Below are 16,857 nucleotides of genomic sequence, written 5' to 3'. Positions count from 1 at the left end.
CGTCATATTTCGAGATCGATAGCGAGCCAGTAGCGACGACCGTCTTCGACCAGGCTGTAGGTGTCGTAATCGATCCGCTTGTCGAAGACGTTGTAGACGCCGAACAGCAATTTGGCTTGCGGGGCGATTCGCCAGGACCCGCCCGTATCGACCAATGTGTAGGAGGGAATGGCATCGGTGGAGCCGGAACGCCCCGACGCCACATACTCTTCCTGATCGCCGCGGAATGTCAGACGACCCCAGCCGCTGAATCGACCGGCAGGATCCCAGTCCAAGGTGGTGCTCAGCAGATGCCTGGGCAGCTGCGTGAGCTGCTCCCCTTCTGCCTCACCGGACTCCTGTTCGGAATCGGTATAGGTGTAGCTCGCCTTGGCCGACAGCGTCTCGCTCAGCGGACTTCCCAGCGTCAGCTCGACCCCCTGTGTATAAGCCTCGTCGATATTGACGCGGGTGGTGGGGCTACGGCCATAGCTGTTGTCGGGCTCCGACGCACAGGGGGCGCCCACGGCCGTACAGGGAACCCGGCTGATCTTGTCCTCGAAGTCGTTACGGAACAGCGTGATCCCGCCATTGAGCCCGCTGGGCCGACCGTAGAGCAGACCGATCTCCTTGGTGACCGAGGTCTCGGGCTCGAGATCCGGATTGCCGTAGGTGTCACCACCACGACTGACGGCCCCCCATTCCGGCGAGAGATCGCGTACGCCGGGCGCCTTGTAGCCCGTCGAGACGCCACCCTTCACTGTCCACAGCGGCGCTGGATTCCAGACACCGTAGAGACGCGGACTGAAGTGATTGCCGAACTCTTCGTTGTCATCCATGCGCACGCCGGCGGTGACCGAGAAAGTATTGGTGAGGTAGTACTCGTCCTCGATGAACAGCGCCCACTGGTACATGTCCAGTTCGGAGAGCTCGGAGATCTTATTACTAGTGGTATCTTCCAGCTCCTCCTTGGAGTAGCTGCCGCCCACGCTCAGCGTATGCGAGCGAAAAGGCATCACCACCTGCGACTTGGCCTCGGTATTCTTGACCGTGATGTCTCGCCCCTTATTTTCGGTCTCTTCCTGTTGTACGTAGGTGGTCGAGGTGCCGATACCCCAGCGCCCTTCATGGCGCAGCGAGTAGCGCTCCGTCTCATTATCGGATTCACTAGGATCACCGCCCTCTTCGACGGTCTTTCCGACGTTCATCTCGCGCTGCTGCTTGGTGCGACCGGCTTCCAGCATGAAGTCATGGTCCTGGGTCGGCGTCAGCGTCACGCGCGCCGTGCCGTTGACCAGCTCCTTGTCCTCGTAGCCGTCGACGATGTCGTCCTCCTGCCGCGTGCTGTAACGGCCGAAGACCTGCAGTCCGAGCAAATCATCGACCAGCGGCCCGGTGGTATAGAATTCGGTCTGCTGAGCATCGCCGGAGTCCCGATCTTCCTGGATCGTCGCTCCCAACCGCAGATTGGCATGCCATTCGTCCTGGACTTTACGCGTGATGACGTTGATCACCCCACCGATTGCAGCCGATCCGTAGAGCGTCGACATCGGCCCACGGATCACCTCGATGCGCTCGATGGCATAGAGCGGCGGTAGCCAATCCTGCTCGAACCCGGCGCTACCGTTGGGGCGCGATTCACGTGTACTGACCGGCATGCCATCGACCAGGATCAAAGTATATTCGGCAGGCATGCCACGGATGCTGATGTCGGCGCCGTTGTCCCCCGACCCGCCGCCCGTCACGATGACGCCGGGCACGTCCACCAGGGCATCGGTCACATCGCGGTACTGACGGCGCTCGAGCTGTTCGCGTGAGATCACGCTGATCGAAGCGGGTGCACTGGTCACCTGCTGCGCATAGCCTGCGGCCGTGACGACCATAGGGTCCAGCTCGCTCTGGGCCTGGCTATGGTTCGCAAACCCGATAGCCCCCGCAGCCGCAAATGTGAGCGCTGAAAATCGTAATGGCGTTGAAAATGTCATTGTTGGTTCCCTTGATAAGACGAGTCCGAATGAACAAGCAGCTCGCACGGCCAAAAATCTTAATACGAATATTTATCATTTAGATTCTTTCATACTGCCTGCCTAAAATCTCGCGACAGTGCGTTGCGTGTTTTGCAACCGCTGGAAAGATCGCGTCGAGGCGATAAAACCGTTAAAGTTTCCGACAATCATTCTCATTCACGCCAGAATCCACCCCGCTACCGGGCAGGCTTCATGTACGATCTCGAGGAACTCGCGACCTTCGCTGATGTGATGGAATCCGGCAGCCTGACGGTGAGCGCTCGTCGCCTGGGCGTCGCCAAATCGACCTTGAGTCGCCGCATCGCGCATCTGGAAACCCGGCTGGGCCAACCTTTGCTCCGACGCCAGGCCAACCGTCTGATGCCCACGGAGGCCGGCGGGCTTTTCCTGGGCTACGCCCGGGAGATGTTGCGGATTGCAGAACAGAGCCATCTGGCGCTGGACGACCTGAAGGCGGAAATCAGCGGCGAGGTCGTCGTCAAGGTTCACTCGGCGCTGGCGCGGGGTTTCATGGCGAAGCAGGCAGAGCGTTTCCTGGAACGCCACCCCAAGGCCAGACTGGAAGTGCGGACACTTCGATCGGCCCCTTCGCTACCGGATGGCAGCGCTCTTCACCTGTGGGTCGGAGCGGTAGTGGAATGCGGCCTGCGTCAGGAGGTGCTGGGCTCGATCACGCGCGGTATCTACGCCAATCCCGAGTATCTCCGCCATCGGGGCACGCCTAGCCATCCGCACGAACTGAAAAACCATGCCTGGGTCGATCTGCTCGGCGATACCGAAAGCGGCGTGACGCTGAGTCATCTCTACCAGGGCCGTTACCACCTGCCGTCGGCCGGCAGTCGGCTGCGTGTCGATCAACTGGCGTTACATGCCGATGCCATCGCTCGTGGCCAGGGATTGGGGCTGATGCCCCACTGGATGGCCGAGCTCCGTCTGCGCCATCACCCGGGGACCTTGGTGCCGTGTCTGGAAGAGTGGCAAGCGCCGCCGCTACCGGTCACGCTGCTTTATCCCTACGGCCACCAGCCCCGGAAGATCACTGCACTGATCGAGCAGTTGCGCCAATCGGTACCGGCTGCCTGGCAACGAGAGACAGCGGAGCTGCCAGCCCCGACCGCCGATCGCTGAACACCATTCGCCTGGCCGATGCCGCACGCGCTGCGGGCGGTCAGGGCATTACCATGGAGCTGGAAGCCGAAAAGTCCTTCTATGCGCGGGACATGGCCGGCCGGACTGGCGAAATGGATCGACTATCGCGTAGGCGATGCCTTGCAGTTGCTCGCGGGCGAGGCAGGCCCTTTCGACTTCGTCTGGCAGATCACTGGAAGGGGCTCTACCCGCTCCTTCGATATTCGCTCTTTCGATACCGACCCCTGCGTGCAGCTGATGGCCTTTTCCTTCAATAGGAGTCAGATAGGCGCTAATTTGGGCCAGGTACGCGAATTTCGGCTTTTCCGGCTAGACTGCAGGAAAGACGCGCAGCGCCAAGCCACGCCTCTGACAGTGACTTAAATAGCGTGATAACATTACTCGCTTGTCGAATCACGACGCAGCCGACAGGGAAGATATGGGTCTACAGGAAATTGCCGTTGGCGGGATCTTTCTCAGCCCACTGCTGATTTATGCCTTCTTTGGCTTCATCGCCACCCTCTTCCTGCGTTGGTTGCTGCATTGGGTGATCGGGCAGCGCGCCTTGTGGTATGAAGCCTGGTTCGACGTCTCGCTGTTCGTGCTGTTCACTGCCGGCATTACCTTTCTGTTTTCCGTCCTGCTCGAGAGTACTTGATGCGCAATTCGCTACGTATCCTCATGACCCTCGTCGTCGTCGGGATCGCCGTGGCCGCCGGCATCTGGCTTTGGAACTACTATCTTTTCACCCCCTGGACGCGGGATGCCCGCGTGCGGGCGGAAGTGATCACGATCGCGCCGGATGTCTCCGGCTGGGTACGCACGCTCAACGTCAACGACACCGACTTCGTCGCCAAGGGCGATACCCTGTTCGAGATCGACAAGGCGCGTTATCAGGCGGCACTGGATCAGGCCCAGGCGACGGTGGAAAACCGCGAGGCCACCTTGCAGCTACGCCAGACGGAAGCCCAGCGCCGTAACCAGCTGAGCAACCGTTCGATCAGCGCAGAAGATCGCCAGATTGCTCAGATCAACAGCCGTGTCGCCGCTGCCGATCTGAAGCAGGCCCAGGCCGATCTGACCAGCGCCAAACTCGATCTGGAGCGAACCCGCGTCGTCGCGCCGGTCAGCGGCCATGTGCTCAACCTGCAGCTGTCGGCCGGCAACTATGTCAGTCGAGGCACATCGGTGATGGCGCTGGTGCAGTCGAACTCCTATTACGTCATGGGCTATTTCGAAGAGACCAAGATGTCCTCCATCGACGTCGGTGATCCTGCGGAGGTCATCCTGATGAATGGCGATACCCATCTGCATGGCCATGTCGCCGGCATCGGCCGAGGGATCGCCGATACCAATACCAGTCTCAACAACCAGCTGTTGCCGCAAGTCCAGCCGACCTTCAACTGGGTGCGGCTGGCGCAGCGCATTCCGGTTCGCATCACCCTGGATGACGTTCCGGACGAGACGCTGCTCAGCGCCGGCATGACGGCAACGGTCAGGATTCAGCACGGCGACGGCACGCCGCCATCCGAGTCTCCTGACGACCCTGTCAGTACGACAACGCAGCCGACCCAGCCAGCCGACCGACGTCCGACCGAGCAGGCCCAATCGCGACCGGCTGACGCAATGCCAGCCGGGAACGTCGCCGACGACACGCAGTGAGTGCCATGTCACCGCTCGTCAAGACCTACCTGATGCCCGATGCCACGGCGGTCAAGTTCGCCATCAAGACCACCGTGGCGATGATGATCGCGCTCTATCTGGCGCTCTGGCTCAACCTCGACCGCCCCTACTGGGCGTTGATTTCGGCGGCCTTTCTGCAGATCCGCCCGATGAGCGGCATGGTGATCGAGAAAGGCATCTGCCAGCTCGGCGGCACGTTCATCGGGGCGGTGGCGGGAATCGTCATCATGTCGCTGTTTGCCCAGGCCAGGGTGCCCGCGCTGATGACCCTGACGCTATGGATCATGCTGTGTACCTACGTCGGTTCACTATGGCGCAACAACTATACCTACGGCTGTCTGATGGCAGCCGTCACCGCGATGCTGATCGTGGTGATCTCCAACGGCAGCACGCCCGGCGAGATCTTCGACATCGCCGTGGCACGACTGTCGGAACTGGGGCTGGGTGCGATCTGCGCCACCCTGGTCAGCTCGTTGCTGTGGCCTTCCCGAGTCGGCAAGCATCTCTCGACGCAGGCCGATAGCGTCATCAACGAAGCCTTCGAGAACGCGGCCCTGCGCCTGGAGGCGAGCAACGACATTCCAGCCATGCAGAAGGCGTTGCGGGGTAGCCTCGGCTCGCTGACCACGCTGGAGACGGATAGCCAGGCGGCGCGCTTCGAGGGCCCGGAAGGCCCGGGCCGCGTCCGCGCCACCCACGTTCTGACCCGACGCACGCTGCGCTTTCTGGCCAATCTTCAGGCGCTGCATCAGATGCTGCACGACCATGCCGACAAGCTGGCGCCCCGCAGCATCGAGATCGCGCGCCGGGTCGCACAAGGCTTTCGCGAGGCGGAACACGTCAAGGGCGTTCCCAAGGCACGCCAGGAACTCCAGGAACTGCGCCATCTCGTGCACGAGAGCGACGAAGAAGGCATGGCACCGCTGGACCGGCGTGCGCGCCTGGGGCTGCGCGAATCGATCGGCCATGCCATGGTGATGCTGGACGCCCGCGAAGCGATCGCCTCCCCCGGCACCTACCGGCTGCGCTCGGCCTCGCTGGCCTGGCATCGCGATCATCTCGCCGCCGCCATCAATGCGATCCGCTCGGGGATCGTTTTTGGTGTGCTCGCCACGTTCTGGATTCTCACGGCCTGGAACAGCGCCATGGTGGCCATGCTGCTGGGCACGCTGTTCTCGTCCTTCTTTGCCAGTCGCGACAATCCGGTCGCGATCACCATGATGTTCTACAAGGGCATGCTCGCGGCCATTCCCAGCGCGTTCCTGTTTGGCCATGTACTGCTGTCGCAGGCCAACGGCTTTCCGATGCTGGCGCTGCTGTTCGGCACGCCGCTGTTTCTGGGGCTGATGGGGGCAACCAATCCGGCGACGATGGGTTATTGCCTGGCCTTCACCATCTTCAACATCCTGCTGACCATGCCCGGCAACAACATGGACTTCTCTTTCGACAGCTTCGCCAATCGCGCGGTCGCGGTGATCATCGGCCTCACCTGCGTGATGATGGGTTTCCGGCTGCTGCCCGGGCTGGGCACGCGCCTGCGCCGGCGGCGCTTGATCAATGCGATCTCCAGAGACATCCATCATCTGCGGCGGCGATCGATACGCGACGCCGAAACCCGCTTCATTGGCCATATGGCCGATCGCATCCTGCAACTGGCCCAGCACGACGACATGCTGCCTCAGGATCAGCGCCATCTGTTCATTCTCGGGCTAACCGGGCTGGATCTGGGGACCGCCACGCTGCGTCTGCGCGACCGTTTGGACAACGCGACCCATCCCCTGATCCGTCGCGCTCATCGCCAGCTGCTGCGCACGCTGGCAGATGGGTTTGAGGCGAGTGCCAACGGCCGTCAGCCGCAGGGGATCCGTGAAGCCGGCAGCAAGCTCGAGACCGCGATCGCCGAGCACGGCGACGTGCCGGCGGATCGCCGCGTGCTGCTGGAAGGATTGGTCGAGCGCCTGGAACTGGCGCTGGAACGCCTCGGACGCATCATGGCCGAGCGACCGCATATCAAACCGGATCAAACCCCGGAGCCGGCGACCTCCTAGCGGACGCGATTCGGCCCGATACGCGGCCAGGTGTCGGCGATGCGGTATCCGGCGGGCCAGGGGTCGTGGGGATCGAGGGTGTGCTGATGCGTCCCGGTGATGAACGCGCGCCCGCGGATCAGCGGCGTCACCGCTTCCTTGTCGCCGACCCGCGTCGTGCCATCGAGCCGGCAGTAGAAGAGCGAGTCTATGATCGATTCGCCGATGAAGGTTTCGCCCAGCTTGAGTTCGCCGCGTGCGTGCAGTAGCGCCATGCGCGCCGAGCAGCCGGTACCGGTGGGCGAACGATCTAGCTTGCCGGGCTGGATCGCCACCGTATTGCGCCCCAGCCAGGCGCCGCCTTCCCGCCTGAGCGGCGCCGCGATCTGGCAGAAGGAGACGTGCTTCCAGTCGGGGTTGGTAGGATGATGGAACCCGAACTGCGCGTTGACGGCATCGGTGATTCGAATCCCGGCTTCGACCAGATCCCGCGCTTCATCCGGCACCAGCTCGAAACCGAGATCCTCGGCATCGACGATCACGAAGCTATCGCCGCCGAATGCCGTGTCGACACGCAGCGTGCCGATCCCTTCCACTTCGAGCTGCAGGTCTCGCCGATCGACGAACGCCGGCAGATTGCGCACGGTGACGTCCAGCACTCGGCCATTTTCGCAGCGCGCCACGGCCTCGATCAGGCCACCGGGCGCTTCCAGCACCAGGCGCGTCTCGGGTTCCTGCATCGGCAGGATCCCGGTTTCGAGCAGTACGGTCGCGACACAGAGGCTGTTGGAACCGGACATCGGTGGCGTGTCTTCCGGCTCCATGATGATCCAGCCCATCTGCGCCCGCGGATCCTTGGGCGGCACCAGCAGATTGACGTGCCGGAACACGCCGCCGCGGGGTTCGTTGAGCATGAAGTTGCGCAGCGTTTCGTCACGCGCGATCCAGCGCGACTGCTCCCAGAGCGTCTCGCCGGGTGGCGGCGCCACGCCGCCGACGATGACATCTCCTACTTCTCCCTCGGCATGGCAACTGACGCTATGGATCACGCAAGTGGTCTGCATACGATTCTCCGATACTTCGTTATTTACCGAGTCATGCACCGCCGTTCTGTCATTCACCGACGCCCTGTCATTCACCCACACCCAAGTAGGCCTTCACGATCGACTCGTCTTCGCGCAGCTCGGCGGCAGGTCCCTGCATGCGAATCTCGCCGTTCTCGATCACGTAGGCGTAATGCGCCAGCCGCAGCGCGAGCCGTGCGTTCTGCTCGACCAGCAGAATGGTGGTACCCGCTTCGTTCAGGCGCTTGATGATGCGCATGATGTCGGTCACGAGCTTCGGCGCTAGCCCCATGGAAGGCTCGTCAAGCAGCATCACGCTGGGGCCGTGCATCAGCGCGCGTCCCATCGCCAGCATCTGCTGCTGACCGCCGGAGAGCAGCGAACCGTCCTGATGGCGGCGCTCGTGAAGGATCGGGAACAGCTCGTAGACCTCGTCGAGCCGCTGGCGGCGCAGGGCGTTGTCCTTGACCGTGAAGGCGCCCAGTTCCAGGTTCTCCTTGACCGTCAGCCCACGCAGAATACGTCGGCCCTCGGGGACGTGAACCACGCCACGACGAGCAATCTCGTGAGCCGCCAGCGTGGCGATCGATTCCCCTTCGAGCTGGACGTCGCCCCGCTGAGCCCGGACCAGTCCGGAGATGGTCTTGAGCGTGGTCGACTTGCCGGCCCCGTTGCTACCCAGCAGGGTCACGATTTCCCCTTCGTGGACATCCAGCGACACGCCCCGCAACGCCTGGATCTGGCCGTAGAAGGCTTCGACATCGCGAATGCTCAGCCGCACCTTGCCAGGCCGCACGGTGCTTGCCGGCCTATCGGTTTGAGTGAGGGTTTCCGTCACAGTGCCAGCTCCTCATCGTCCTGGCCGAGATAGGCCTCGATCACCTTGGGATCGTTCTGCACTGTGTGCGGGTCGCCTTCGGTGATCAGACTGCCGTGGTCGAGCACGCTGATGCGCTCGGAGACATTCATCACCAGGCTCATGTCATGCTCGATCAACAGTACGGCGACGCCGCGCTCGTCGCGGATACGTCGGATCAACTCGATCAGCGCCTGCTTTTCGCCGCTGTTGAGGCCCGCTGCCGGTTCGTCGAGCAGCAGCAGCTTGGGCTGGGTCGCCAATGCGCGGGCGATTTCGACACGCCGCTGATGACCATAGGCGAGGTTGGTGGCCAGCCGATCCTGATGCCCCAGCAGACCGACGAAATCGAGGCACTCCAGGCTAGTTTCGAGAATCCGGCGCTCCTCTGCACGCTGACTCGGCAGCCGGAGAATGGCGGCAAGCGCCCCCGATCGCGTCCGGCAATGCTGGCCGGCCATGACGTTCTCCAGCACCGACATTTCCCGGAACAGCCGAACGTTCTGGAAAGTCCGCGCGATGCCCAGCCGCGTCACGGCGTGCGGCTTGCGCTTGACGATGGGTTCGCCATCCAGCGTGATTTCCCCCTGCTGGGGGCGATAGAATCCGGTGATCACGTTGAACATCGATGTCTTGCCGGCCCCGTTGGGGCCGATCAGGCTATGAATGCGTCCCGGTTCGACGCCGAAGTCGACATCGTGCAGGACAGTGTTGCCGGCAAAGCTCAGCGACACCTGTTTCAGTTGCAGCAGCATCAAGAACTCCTCAAAAAGGTGCTTACAGAACAGGCGAGCGAAGGCGAGACAAGGCAAAAATGGCCGAGGAAACGGAGTTTACTCGGGTAAATGAGTACTCCGAGGCCATTTTTAACGCGGTATCGTCGAGCGCAGCCCTTTTGTAGGTACCTTTCATGAACGCTTCTCGGGCCATATACCGCTCGGCCGGAACAGCATGATCAGCAACAGCAGCACGGCGAATATCAGCAGTCGCAGGGTGCCGAAATCCCTCAGCAATTCAGGCCCCAGCACCACGATGAACGCGCCCAGGATGACGCCGGGTATCTTGCCCATGCCGCCCAGCACGACGGCCAGCAGGATCAGCACGGACTGCTGGAAGCTGAAGCTTTCCGGCGAGATGGCGCCCAGATTTACCGAGAAGAAGATGCCGCCGATCGCCCCGAAGATGGCGCCGATCACGTACGCCGCCAGCTTGGTCGCGACCCGGTTGATACCCATCGCCTCGGCGGCATCTTCATCATGGCGGACATAGAGCCAAGCCCTGCCGAGACGCGAATCGAACAGCCGCTGGCTGGCAATGTATGCCAGCACCGCCAACACCACGAAGACGTAGTAGAAGTCGATCGAGCTATCGATGTGCCAGCCGAACAGTGATGGCTCCGGAATGTGCGATAGACCGCTGGCGCCGCCGGTGATCTCGAGATTTCGGGCGGTGAAGCGCACGATTTCGCCGAAGCCCAGCGTCACGATCGCGAGATAGTCGCTGCGCAGGCGTAACGTCGGCCCGCCAATGATGACGCCGGCCAGCGCCGCTGCCAGCAGCGCGAAGGGGATCGCCGCCCAGAAATTGACGCCGAACTGCTGCGTCAGAATGCCGATGGTATAGGCACCAACGGCGAAGAAGGCGGCGTAGCCGAGATCGAGCAGACCGGCGTAGCCGACCACGATATTGAGCCCCAGGCACAGCACCACGTAGAGCAGCGCGTTGGTCAGGATCACCGTGGTGTACTGACTCGAGATCCAGGGCGTGACGATCAGGATCGCAATGATGGCGAGATGAAGTGCCCGTCTCCGGCCTGGCGATTCAAACGCCGCGTAGAGACGCTGGAAAAGATTGCGTGGCCTGGGTTCGTGGAAATCAGACTCGTGGAAATCAGGCTTGTGGGTATCGGGCGTCGTGGATGGCGAATGTCTGTCCATGTCACATCCTCTCCACTTCGGATTTGCCCAGCAGACCGGTGGGCTTGAACACCAGCACCAGAATCAGGATCGAGAAGGTAAAGACGTCCTTCCACTCACTGCCGATGAACGGAATGTGCGTCCCGAAGGATTCCAGCAACCCCAGGATCAGGCCGCCCAGCATGGCGCCGGTGATGCTGCCGATCCCGCCGATCACCGCGGCGGTGAATGCCTTGAGCCCGATCAGAAAGCCCATGAAGTACCAGATGCTGCCGTAATAGGCGCCAGCCATGGTGCCTGCGGCGGCCGCCAGCCCCGAGCCGATGAAGAAGGTCACCGCGATGACGGCGGAGACATTGATCCCCATCATCCGGCACATGTCCTTGTCGATGGAGACCGCGCGCATGGCTCGGCCATATAGCGTCCTGGAGACGAACAGTTCGAGCGCGATCATCAATACCGCAGCGGTCGCCACCAGGACGATCTGGTTGTGAGAGAGGAAAAGATTGCCGAGATTGAAGCCGCCTAACCCGAGATCGGTGCTGAAAGCGGTGTACTGACCACCGGTCAGCGCCAGCGCTGCGTTCTGCAGCACCAGCGACACTGCCAGCGCCGTGATCAGGATCGAAAGCCGAGGCGCGCCGAGCATCGGGTGGTAAGCTACCCGCTCGATCACCACCCCCAGGCAGCCGACGGCGATCATGGCCAGCAGCATCGCAACGAAGATGCCGATCCAGCCGGCGCCGAGGAATCCGGAAACCAGGGACAGGCCACCGAAGCCCGCGAAGGCGCCCGTCATGTAGAGATCGCCATGGGCGAAGTTGAGCAGTTTGATGACCCCGAACACCATGGTGTAACCGAGCGCCACCAGGGCATAGAAAGAGCCCAGCACCAGCCCGTCGACGAGCTGCTGCAGAAAAGAATCGTACCAGGTCATGGGCGTATGTCTCTGGGCAGCGGACAGCGGATGAGGAGAGTGAGCGCGTCGCGGGTTTCACGCCCCGCGACGCGTGACAGCATCTTCGGTCCGAGCCGAGGCTCGAACCGAAGAGCGAGTCGTCATTCCTCGTAGCGAGTCCACTTGCCGCCTTGGCCCTCGAGCACCACGAAGTTGCTGCGTGCCAGCGTGTGCTGCGGCGTGAAGGAGATCGGGCCGGCCAGCCACTCCTGTCCGTCGGCGCTGTTCAGCGCCTTGATGATGGCATCGCCATCGGTGGAGCCGGCCTCGTCGATCGCCCAGGCCATCAGCTGCATGCCATCATAGGCGAGCGGCGCATACGGCCCCGGCGCATTGCCGAACCGGGACTGGTAGTCGCTGGTGAACTGCTTGGCGGCCGGCAGGAAGTCGGCTGTCGGATTGGAGAACGCGAACACGCCCTCGGCAGCCTGACCGGCGATATTGAACAGTTCCGGCGAGTTGGATCCGTCACCCACGGCGATGGTGCCCTGGAAGCCACGCTGGCGCAGCTGGCGAATCAGCAGACCGCCATCGGCGTAGTAGGCTGTCCAGAAAACCGCTTCGGCACCGGAGCCCCGGATCTTGTTGACCAGTGCGGAGAAATCCTGCTCCCCCTTGTTGACGTATTCGAAGGCCGAGACGGTGTGACCGGCACCGGTCCAGGCGTCCCGGGTCAGGTTGGCCAGATCCTGGGAATAGGCATCCCCCTGATTGACGATCGCTAGTTTCTCGATGTCCTTGCCCTCGAAAAACTCGAGCGCGGTCTTGGCCTGGTCGTCACCGGTGGAGTTGATCATCACCGCGTTGCCCGGGTTGGCCGGAATCAGTTGGGTGGAGTTGGCCGCCACGATCACGAACGGGATGTTGGCATCACCGTAGGTCTTGAGCGTCGGCTGGGTCGCACCGGAACAGTAGCCGCCCACCACGCCGACGACCTCCTGCGAAGCCAGGCGACTGGCGGCGTTGACAGACTGCTGCGGGTCGCAGGCCGTGTCTCCAGTGACCAGTTCGATTTGGCGTCCATTCAGCAGCCCACCGTCGGCGTTGATCTCGTCGGCGGCCAGCATCATGGCGTTGTACATGTCCTTGCCATAGGTGGCTTCGGAGCCGGTGGTCGGCACCTGGACACCAATGGTGATGGGCCCGTCCTGCGCCATGGCGAGCGAACCGGCTGCCAGATTGACGACGGCCGCAGAGGCGATCAGTTTGAGGAATTTACCCATACAGCGATTACTCCCTTCAGCGATTGTTGTTTATTCGTACTGCAAAGGGGTCGGGCGGGCGCCCTTCCGTTCTCTCGCCGCTTCGATAGCGGCATTGTTGTATCCTGACATGGAAGTTACGTTCTGACACTCTGCAGACACTAGGCGTTTTGTATAAAATATACAAGATCCCGATTGGTCGTATTGTCCCCCTTCTCCCCGCCCCCGTACTCGGCGCTGTCTGAAAAGCCGACGAGCAAAGGCCAGACAAGGCAAAAATCGGTGAAGAAGGACCGGGCTGGCGCCGCAGTTTACGCGGTGTCAATGAGCGTCGTGACAGGCCTGTTCATTTTCCTGACCGCGTTGGCACAGAGCAAGCGAGCCTGGGAATCACTGCAAGGAAGGATCTGACCGGGTTTCGAGGGATTTTGATCGCCAGCTTGGATTACCGTGACTACCCTAACTATATGCCACAGCTTGTCGCATGAGGCAGTTGGTCGCTTCGACGCATGACCAACCTAATACCAAATATCATTCAAGGGAGAATACAGTGGTCACTACGACTTCTTCCGGCGGTGCAGGGGGCATTTTTGCCAAGCTCGTCGGAATCATTGTTGCGCTCGTTGGTCTGGCTCTGGGAGCCGGCGGCGCTTACCTGGCGGTACTAGGCGGTTCCTGGTACTACCTTATCGCTGGCGTGCTAATGCTGATTGCCGGCATCCAATTGTTCCGCGGTCAGATTTCCGGTGCCGCTATTTACGGGATCGTCTTCATTGGTACCTTCCTGTGGGCGGCCTGGGAATCGGGACTGAATTACTGGCGCTGGATCCCTCGTCTGGATGTCGTGCTGATCCTGGCCATTCTGGTCGCGCTGGTCACCCCTGCGCTGAAGAACGGTCCCTCCCGCAAGGCCGGGTTCTCGCTGGCAGGCGTCCTGTTTCTGGGCCTCGTGGTGGCCGGCGCGCTAGCGTTCCTTCCCAACCGCGGCTACGAGCATCTCGAGGATGTCCCTGCGATAGCCGATGCATCGCTATCGACGGATGTCGGTAACGCACAGCCAGCCGATACGCCGGCTCCGGGCGACTGGGCCGCCTATGGTCGTGACTCGGCTGCCACGCGCTATTCACCTCTCGAGCAGATCACGCCGGATAACGTCGGCGACCTGCAGGTGGCCTGGCAATATCGCACCGGTGACATTCTCGACCATCGCTGGGGCGCTGAAACTACGCCGCTGAAAATCGGAGATGATGTTTTTCTGTGCACGTCGCGCAATATCTTGATCTCTCTGAACGCTGCAACCGGAGAAGAGAACTGGCGCTACGACCCGCAGGTTTCCGAGGACGCCATCCCTTATACGGCTGCATGCCGCGGCGTGACGTATTACGAGGTGCCGGAAGATCAGACGTCGAACACGGATCAATCAGCGGACCCGAGCCAGTCTACGGCAGCGAACGAGCCACAAGGCAACGATGAAGGCCAGGCGCAGTCCGATGAGGCATCGTCGAGCCAGATGGCCACCACTTCGAATGACGACCAGTCCTGCCAGGCGCGCATCATCTCGGGCACGCTTGACGGCCGTCTGATCGAAGTCGATGCCGCAACCGGCGAACCGTGTACCGGCTTCGGTGACAATGGTCAGGTGGATATCAAGCGCAATATGGGCGAGACGCCGGAAGGATATGTCTCCATCAACTCAGCGCCTGTCGTCGTGCGCAACGTGCTCGTCACGGGTCACCAGGTCCTGGATGGGCAGCGTCGCTACCCGCCCTCCGGCGTGATCAAGGGCTATGACGTCGTAACCGGCGAGCTGCTGTGGGCGTGGGATGCTGGTCGCCCGGATCAGAGCGAACCCCTGACCGGCGACGAGACCTATGTGCGCGGCTCTCCCAACATGTGGACCACCGCGGCCGGTGACAGCAAGCTGGGCCTCGTGTACCTGCCGATGGCCAATAGTGCCGCCGACTACTGGAGCAGCTCGCGTACGCCGGAAGAGAACGAGTGGGCCAGTTCCATGATCGCGCTCGATGTCGAGACGGGCCTGCCGAAATGGCATTTCCAGACGGCGCACAAGGACGTCTGGGATTACGATCCGGGTTCACAGCCGACATTGATCGACTTCCCTACCGACAATGGCAAGGTGCCGGCATTGGTCATGCCGACCAAGCAGGGCGAGATCTATGTCTTCAATCGTGAGACGGGTGAACTGCTGGGTGGCGGTGCCGAAGAGCGGCCGGTACCCCAGGGCGGCGCCGAGCCGGAGCAGCGCAGCAAGACACAACCTTTCTCGCTCTACGCAACGCTGCGTCAGCCGGACATCGACGAGAAGGACATGTGGGGCATGACCCCGTTCGACCAGCTGTTCTGCCGTATTCAGTATCACCAGGCCAGTTGGAAGGGCATGTATACCCCGCCGACCGCCAAGCAGCCGTGGATCCAGTACACCGGCTACAACGGCGGCTCCGACTGGGGTAGCGTGGCGATCGATCCGCGTCGCGGCGTCATCATCGCCAACTACAACGATATGCCGAACTACAACGAACTCGTGCCGCGTGACGTCGCCAACAAACTGGGCTGGGTGCCCCGAGAGGAACAGCAGGAAGACAGTGGTGGCGCCGAGGGTGCCGGTGATCCGCAAGCCAATACGCCGTATGCGATCAACGTCAACGCTGGCTGGCGTGTGCCCTACACCGGCATGCTCTGCAAGCAGCCGCCGTATGGTCATATCCGCGCCATCGACCTGGCCAGCGGCGATACGCTATGGGATCGGCCGCTAGGCACGGCTCGCGCCAATGGCCCGTGGGGCATTCGTTCAGGGCTACCCATCGATATCGGCACGCCCAATAACGGTGGTTCCGTGGTGACCGCTGGTGGCTTGATCTTTATTGCTGCCGCGACTGACGACCTCATTCGTGCCATCGACATCGAAAGTGGCGAGACGGTGTGGCAGGCTGCGCTACCCGCGGGCGGTCAGGCCAACCCGATGGTGTATGAAGCCAATGGTCGTCAGTACGTGGTTATCGTCGCCACCGGACACCACTTCATGGAAACGCCCTCCGGTGACTATGTGATCGCCTATGCACTCCCCAAGAGTGACGATAGCTGATTACTGGTCTCGGCCAGCGCCACTCCCTGTCTGGATAAAATCCAGTCAGGGAGCCGGCAAAAAGTCAGCGCTAAAGAATAACGGGCGGCGGTGTCACCGACACTGCCGCCCGTTCTTTTATCGCGAGATGGTGATAGCGTAGGCCAAGGCTATCTCATTGTTCACTGTTGGACGTCTATCCCAATAGCAATGAAAAGCCCGAGTACCGAAAGAAAGGCACTCGGGCTTTTTCTCCATAACCGCCTGATTTAGTTTTCAGGCAACCACGGTGACAAACGCAGAGTTTTTTGTCTTACCCTACGCTGACACCATGACAGAATTAATTCTGCGCATCCTCTGCTTCTTCCTGAATCTCTTCGCCAGCGTCTTCCATCGTGCTGCCTGCGTTGTCCACGGCATTATCGACCGACTCTCCGGCTTCTTCTGCTGGCCCTTCGTCGTTATCGCAAGCCACAACGCCAAATGCCATCAGGCCTAATAGCATAGCCATCGCCATTTTCTTCAATAGGTCAGTGCGCATCTCGCATCCTCCTGAGCAACTGCTTCCATGTATTTGCCCTAACAACCATAGCTACAGTTTGCAGAATCAGCCAACTTCGAAGCGACCTTCCCTAATTTCTCCTAATTATTCGAAAGCGGTCAAAAGCGTGTCTGCTCCTGGCGTCAGGATTCCTCCGTTTGCGATGAGATTGCAGGAATAATGATGAAGTAACGAAGGAACTCTCCTCCAACCCGCATGATAGAGTCGGGCCAGCATGGCCCGTGACGTTTCATGCGGGCATAAAAAAACCCCAGCCTTGTTGGGCTGGGGTTTGGGATAGATGCCTGACGATGAGTCGGCCGGCGTTCCGGGACTCTCCATGGGAGACCCCTAAATAAGTGAACCCCGACCAATGGCCGGGGTTCGGTATAGA

The 16,857-nt window shown here is 61.4% G+C and carries 13 protein-coding genes; 5 read left to right on the top strand and 8 right to left on the bottom strand.

Annotated elements, in window-relative coordinates:
* Positions 1 to 2: 2 nt before the first annotated feature.
* On the bottom strand, positions 3 to 1,862 hold the full coding sequence (locus DOM32_RS13885; protein WP_244179934.1) for a TonB-dependent receptor domain-containing protein: 1,860 nt from the start codon (positions 1,860 to 1,862) through the stop codon (positions 3 to 5).
* A gap of 336 nt (positions 1,863 to 2,198) precedes the next feature.
* Here DOM32_RS13885 and DOM32_RS13880 point away from each other — a divergent pair, with 336 nt between their 5' ends.
* The 4 genes from DOM32_RS13880 to DOM32_RS13860 all read left to right on the top strand — a co-directional run bounded on the left by DOM32_RS13880 (position 2,199) and on the right by DOM32_RS13860 (position 6,865).
* On the top strand, positions 2,199 to 3,134 hold the full coding sequence (locus DOM32_RS13880; RefSeq protein WP_110635405.1) for a LysR family transcriptional regulator: 936 nt from the start codon (positions 2,199 to 2,201) through the stop codon (positions 3,132 to 3,134).
* 439 nt (positions 3,135 to 3,573) lie between these two features.
* A complete protein-coding gene (locus DOM32_RS13870) occupies positions 3,574 to 3,792 on the top strand; it encodes a DUF1656 domain-containing protein (protein ID WP_071231466.1) in 219 nt (72 codons plus the stop codon).
* Positions 3,793 to 3,815: 23 nt separating this feature from the next.
* Positions 3,816 to 4,796, top strand: a complete 981-nt coding sequence (locus tag DOM32_RS13865) for an efflux RND transporter periplasmic adaptor subunit (protein WP_338095130.1) — start codon at positions 3,816 to 3,818, stop codon at positions 4,794 to 4,796.
* A gap of 5 nt (positions 4,797 to 4,801) precedes the next feature.
* Positions 4,802 to 6,865, top strand: a complete 2,064-nt coding sequence (locus DOM32_RS13860) for an FUSC family protein (protein WP_110635396.1) — start codon at positions 4,802 to 4,804, stop codon at positions 6,863 to 6,865.
* On the opposite strand, the gene DOM32_RS13855 is transcribed toward DOM32_RS13860, so the two are convergent.
* From DOM32_RS13855 to DOM32_RS13830, 6 genes are all read right to left on the bottom strand, one after another.
* A complete protein-coding gene (locus DOM32_RS13855) occupies positions 6,862 to 7,908 on the bottom strand; it encodes a trans-3-hydroxy-L-proline dehydratase (protein WP_110635393.1) in 1,047 nt (348 codons plus the stop codon). The two genes, DOM32_RS13860 and DOM32_RS13855, sit on opposite strands and share 4 nt — an antisense overlap.
* A 67-nt stretch (positions 7,909 to 7,975) precedes the next feature.
* Positions 7,976 to 8,746: an ABC transporter ATP-binding protein gene (locus tag DOM32_RS13850; RefSeq protein WP_244179933.1), complete on the bottom strand. Its 771-nt coding sequence runs from the start codon at positions 8,744 to 8,746 to the stop codon at positions 7,976 to 7,978.
* The gene (locus DOM32_RS13845) at positions 8,743 to 9,519 is read right to left on the bottom strand and encodes an ABC transporter ATP-binding protein (protein WP_110635389.1); all 777 of its coding nucleotides are present in this window, start codon (positions 9,517 to 9,519) and stop codon (positions 8,743 to 8,745) included. Before DOM32_RS13845 ends, DOM32_RS13850 begins: the two co-directional genes overlap by 4 nt.
* Positions 9,520 to 9,672: 153 nt before the next feature.
* Positions 9,673 to 10,701, bottom strand: a complete 1,029-nt coding sequence (locus DOM32_RS13840; RefSeq protein WP_110635386.1) for a branched-chain amino acid ABC transporter permease — start codon at positions 10,699 to 10,701, stop codon at positions 9,673 to 9,675.
* Position 10,702: 1 nt separating this feature from the next.
* Positions 10,703 to 11,617 carry a branched-chain amino acid ABC transporter permease gene (locus DOM32_RS13835; protein WP_110635383.1) on the bottom strand — a complete coding sequence of 305 codons (915 nt, stop codon included), beginning with the start codon at positions 11,615 to 11,617 and terminating at the stop codon, positions 10,703 to 10,705.
* A 122-nt stretch (positions 11,618 to 11,739) separates the two neighbouring features.
* Positions 11,740 to 12,861, bottom strand: coding sequence for a branched-chain amino acid ABC transporter substrate-binding protein (locus DOM32_RS13830; protein WP_110635380.1), 1,122 nt, complete (start codon positions 12,859 to 12,861; stop codon positions 11,740 to 11,742).
* Positions 12,862 to 13,390: 529 nt separating this feature from the next.
* Between DOM32_RS13830 and DOM32_RS13825 the strand changes: the two genes are divergently transcribed.
* The gene (locus tag DOM32_RS13825; protein ID WP_420876624.1) at positions 13,391 to 15,943 is read left to right on the top strand and encodes a membrane-bound PQQ-dependent dehydrogenase, glucose/quinate/shikimate family; all 2,553 of its coding nucleotides are present in this window, start codon (positions 13,391 to 13,393) and stop codon (positions 15,941 to 15,943) included.
* 319 nt (positions 15,944 to 16,262) lie between these two features.
* Here the strand turns inward: DOM32_RS13825 and DOM32_RS13820 are convergent, their stop codons facing one another.
* Positions 16,263 to 16,463 carry a hypothetical protein gene (locus DOM32_RS13820; RefSeq protein ID WP_071232518.1) on the bottom strand — a complete coding sequence of 67 codons (201 nt, stop codon included), beginning with the start codon at positions 16,461 to 16,463 and terminating at the stop codon, positions 16,263 to 16,265.
* Positions 16,464 to 16,857 lie beyond the last annotated feature (394 nt).

Origin of the sequence: Salinicola salarius, assembly GCF_003206135.1 — a bacterium.
Classification (GTDB): domain Bacteria; phylum Pseudomonadota; class Gammaproteobacteria; order Pseudomonadales; family Halomonadaceae; genus Salinicola; species Salinicola salarius.
The sequence above is the reverse complement of the archived record's forward strand: the minus strand, read 5'-3'. Positions and strand labels throughout refer to the sequence as shown.

Bases quoted from the DNA above. Each gene is read 5' to 3' on its own strand.
- DOM32_RS13885 (WP_244179934.1), bottom strand. From the start codon at position 1,862: ATGGTCGTCACGGCCGCAGGCTATGCGCAGCAGGTGACCAGTGCACCC.
- DOM32_RS13860 (WP_110635396.1), top strand. From the start codon at position 4,802: ATGTCACCGCTCGTCAAGACCTACCTGATGCCCGATGCCACGGCGGTC.
- DOM32_RS13855 (WP_110635393.1), bottom strand. From the start codon at position 7,908: ATGCAGACCACTTGCGTGATCCATAGCGTCAGTTGCCATGCCGAGGGA.
- DOM32_RS13820 (WP_071232518.1), bottom strand. From the start codon at position 16,463: ATGCGCACTGACCTATTGAAGAAAATGGCGATGGCTATGCTATTAGGC.
- DOM32_RS13865 (WP_338095130.1), top strand. From the start codon at position 3,816: ATGACCCTCGTCGTCGTCGGGATCGCCGTGGCCGCCGGCATCTGGCTT.
- DOM32_RS13870 (WP_071231466.1), top strand. From the start codon at position 3,574: ATGGGTCTACAGGAAATTGCCGTTGGCGGGATCTTTCTCAGCCCACTG.
- DOM32_RS13840 (WP_110635386.1), bottom strand. From the start codon at position 10,701: ATGGACAGACATTCGCCATCCACGACGCCCGATACCCACAAGCCTGAT.
- DOM32_RS13845 (WP_110635389.1), bottom strand. From the start codon at position 9,519: ATGCTGCTGCAACTGAAACAGGTGTCGCTGAGCTTTGCCGGCAACACT.
- DOM32_RS13835 (WP_110635383.1), bottom strand. From the start codon at position 11,617: ATGACCTGGTACGATTCTTTTCTGCAGCAGCTCGTCGACGGGCTGGTG.
- DOM32_RS13880 (WP_110635405.1), top strand. From the start codon at position 2,199: ATGTACGATCTCGAGGAACTCGCGACCTTCGCTGATGTGATGGAATCC.
- DOM32_RS13830 (WP_110635380.1), bottom strand. From the start codon at position 12,861: ATGGGTAAATTCCTCAAACTGATCGCCTCTGCGGCCGTCGTCAATCTG.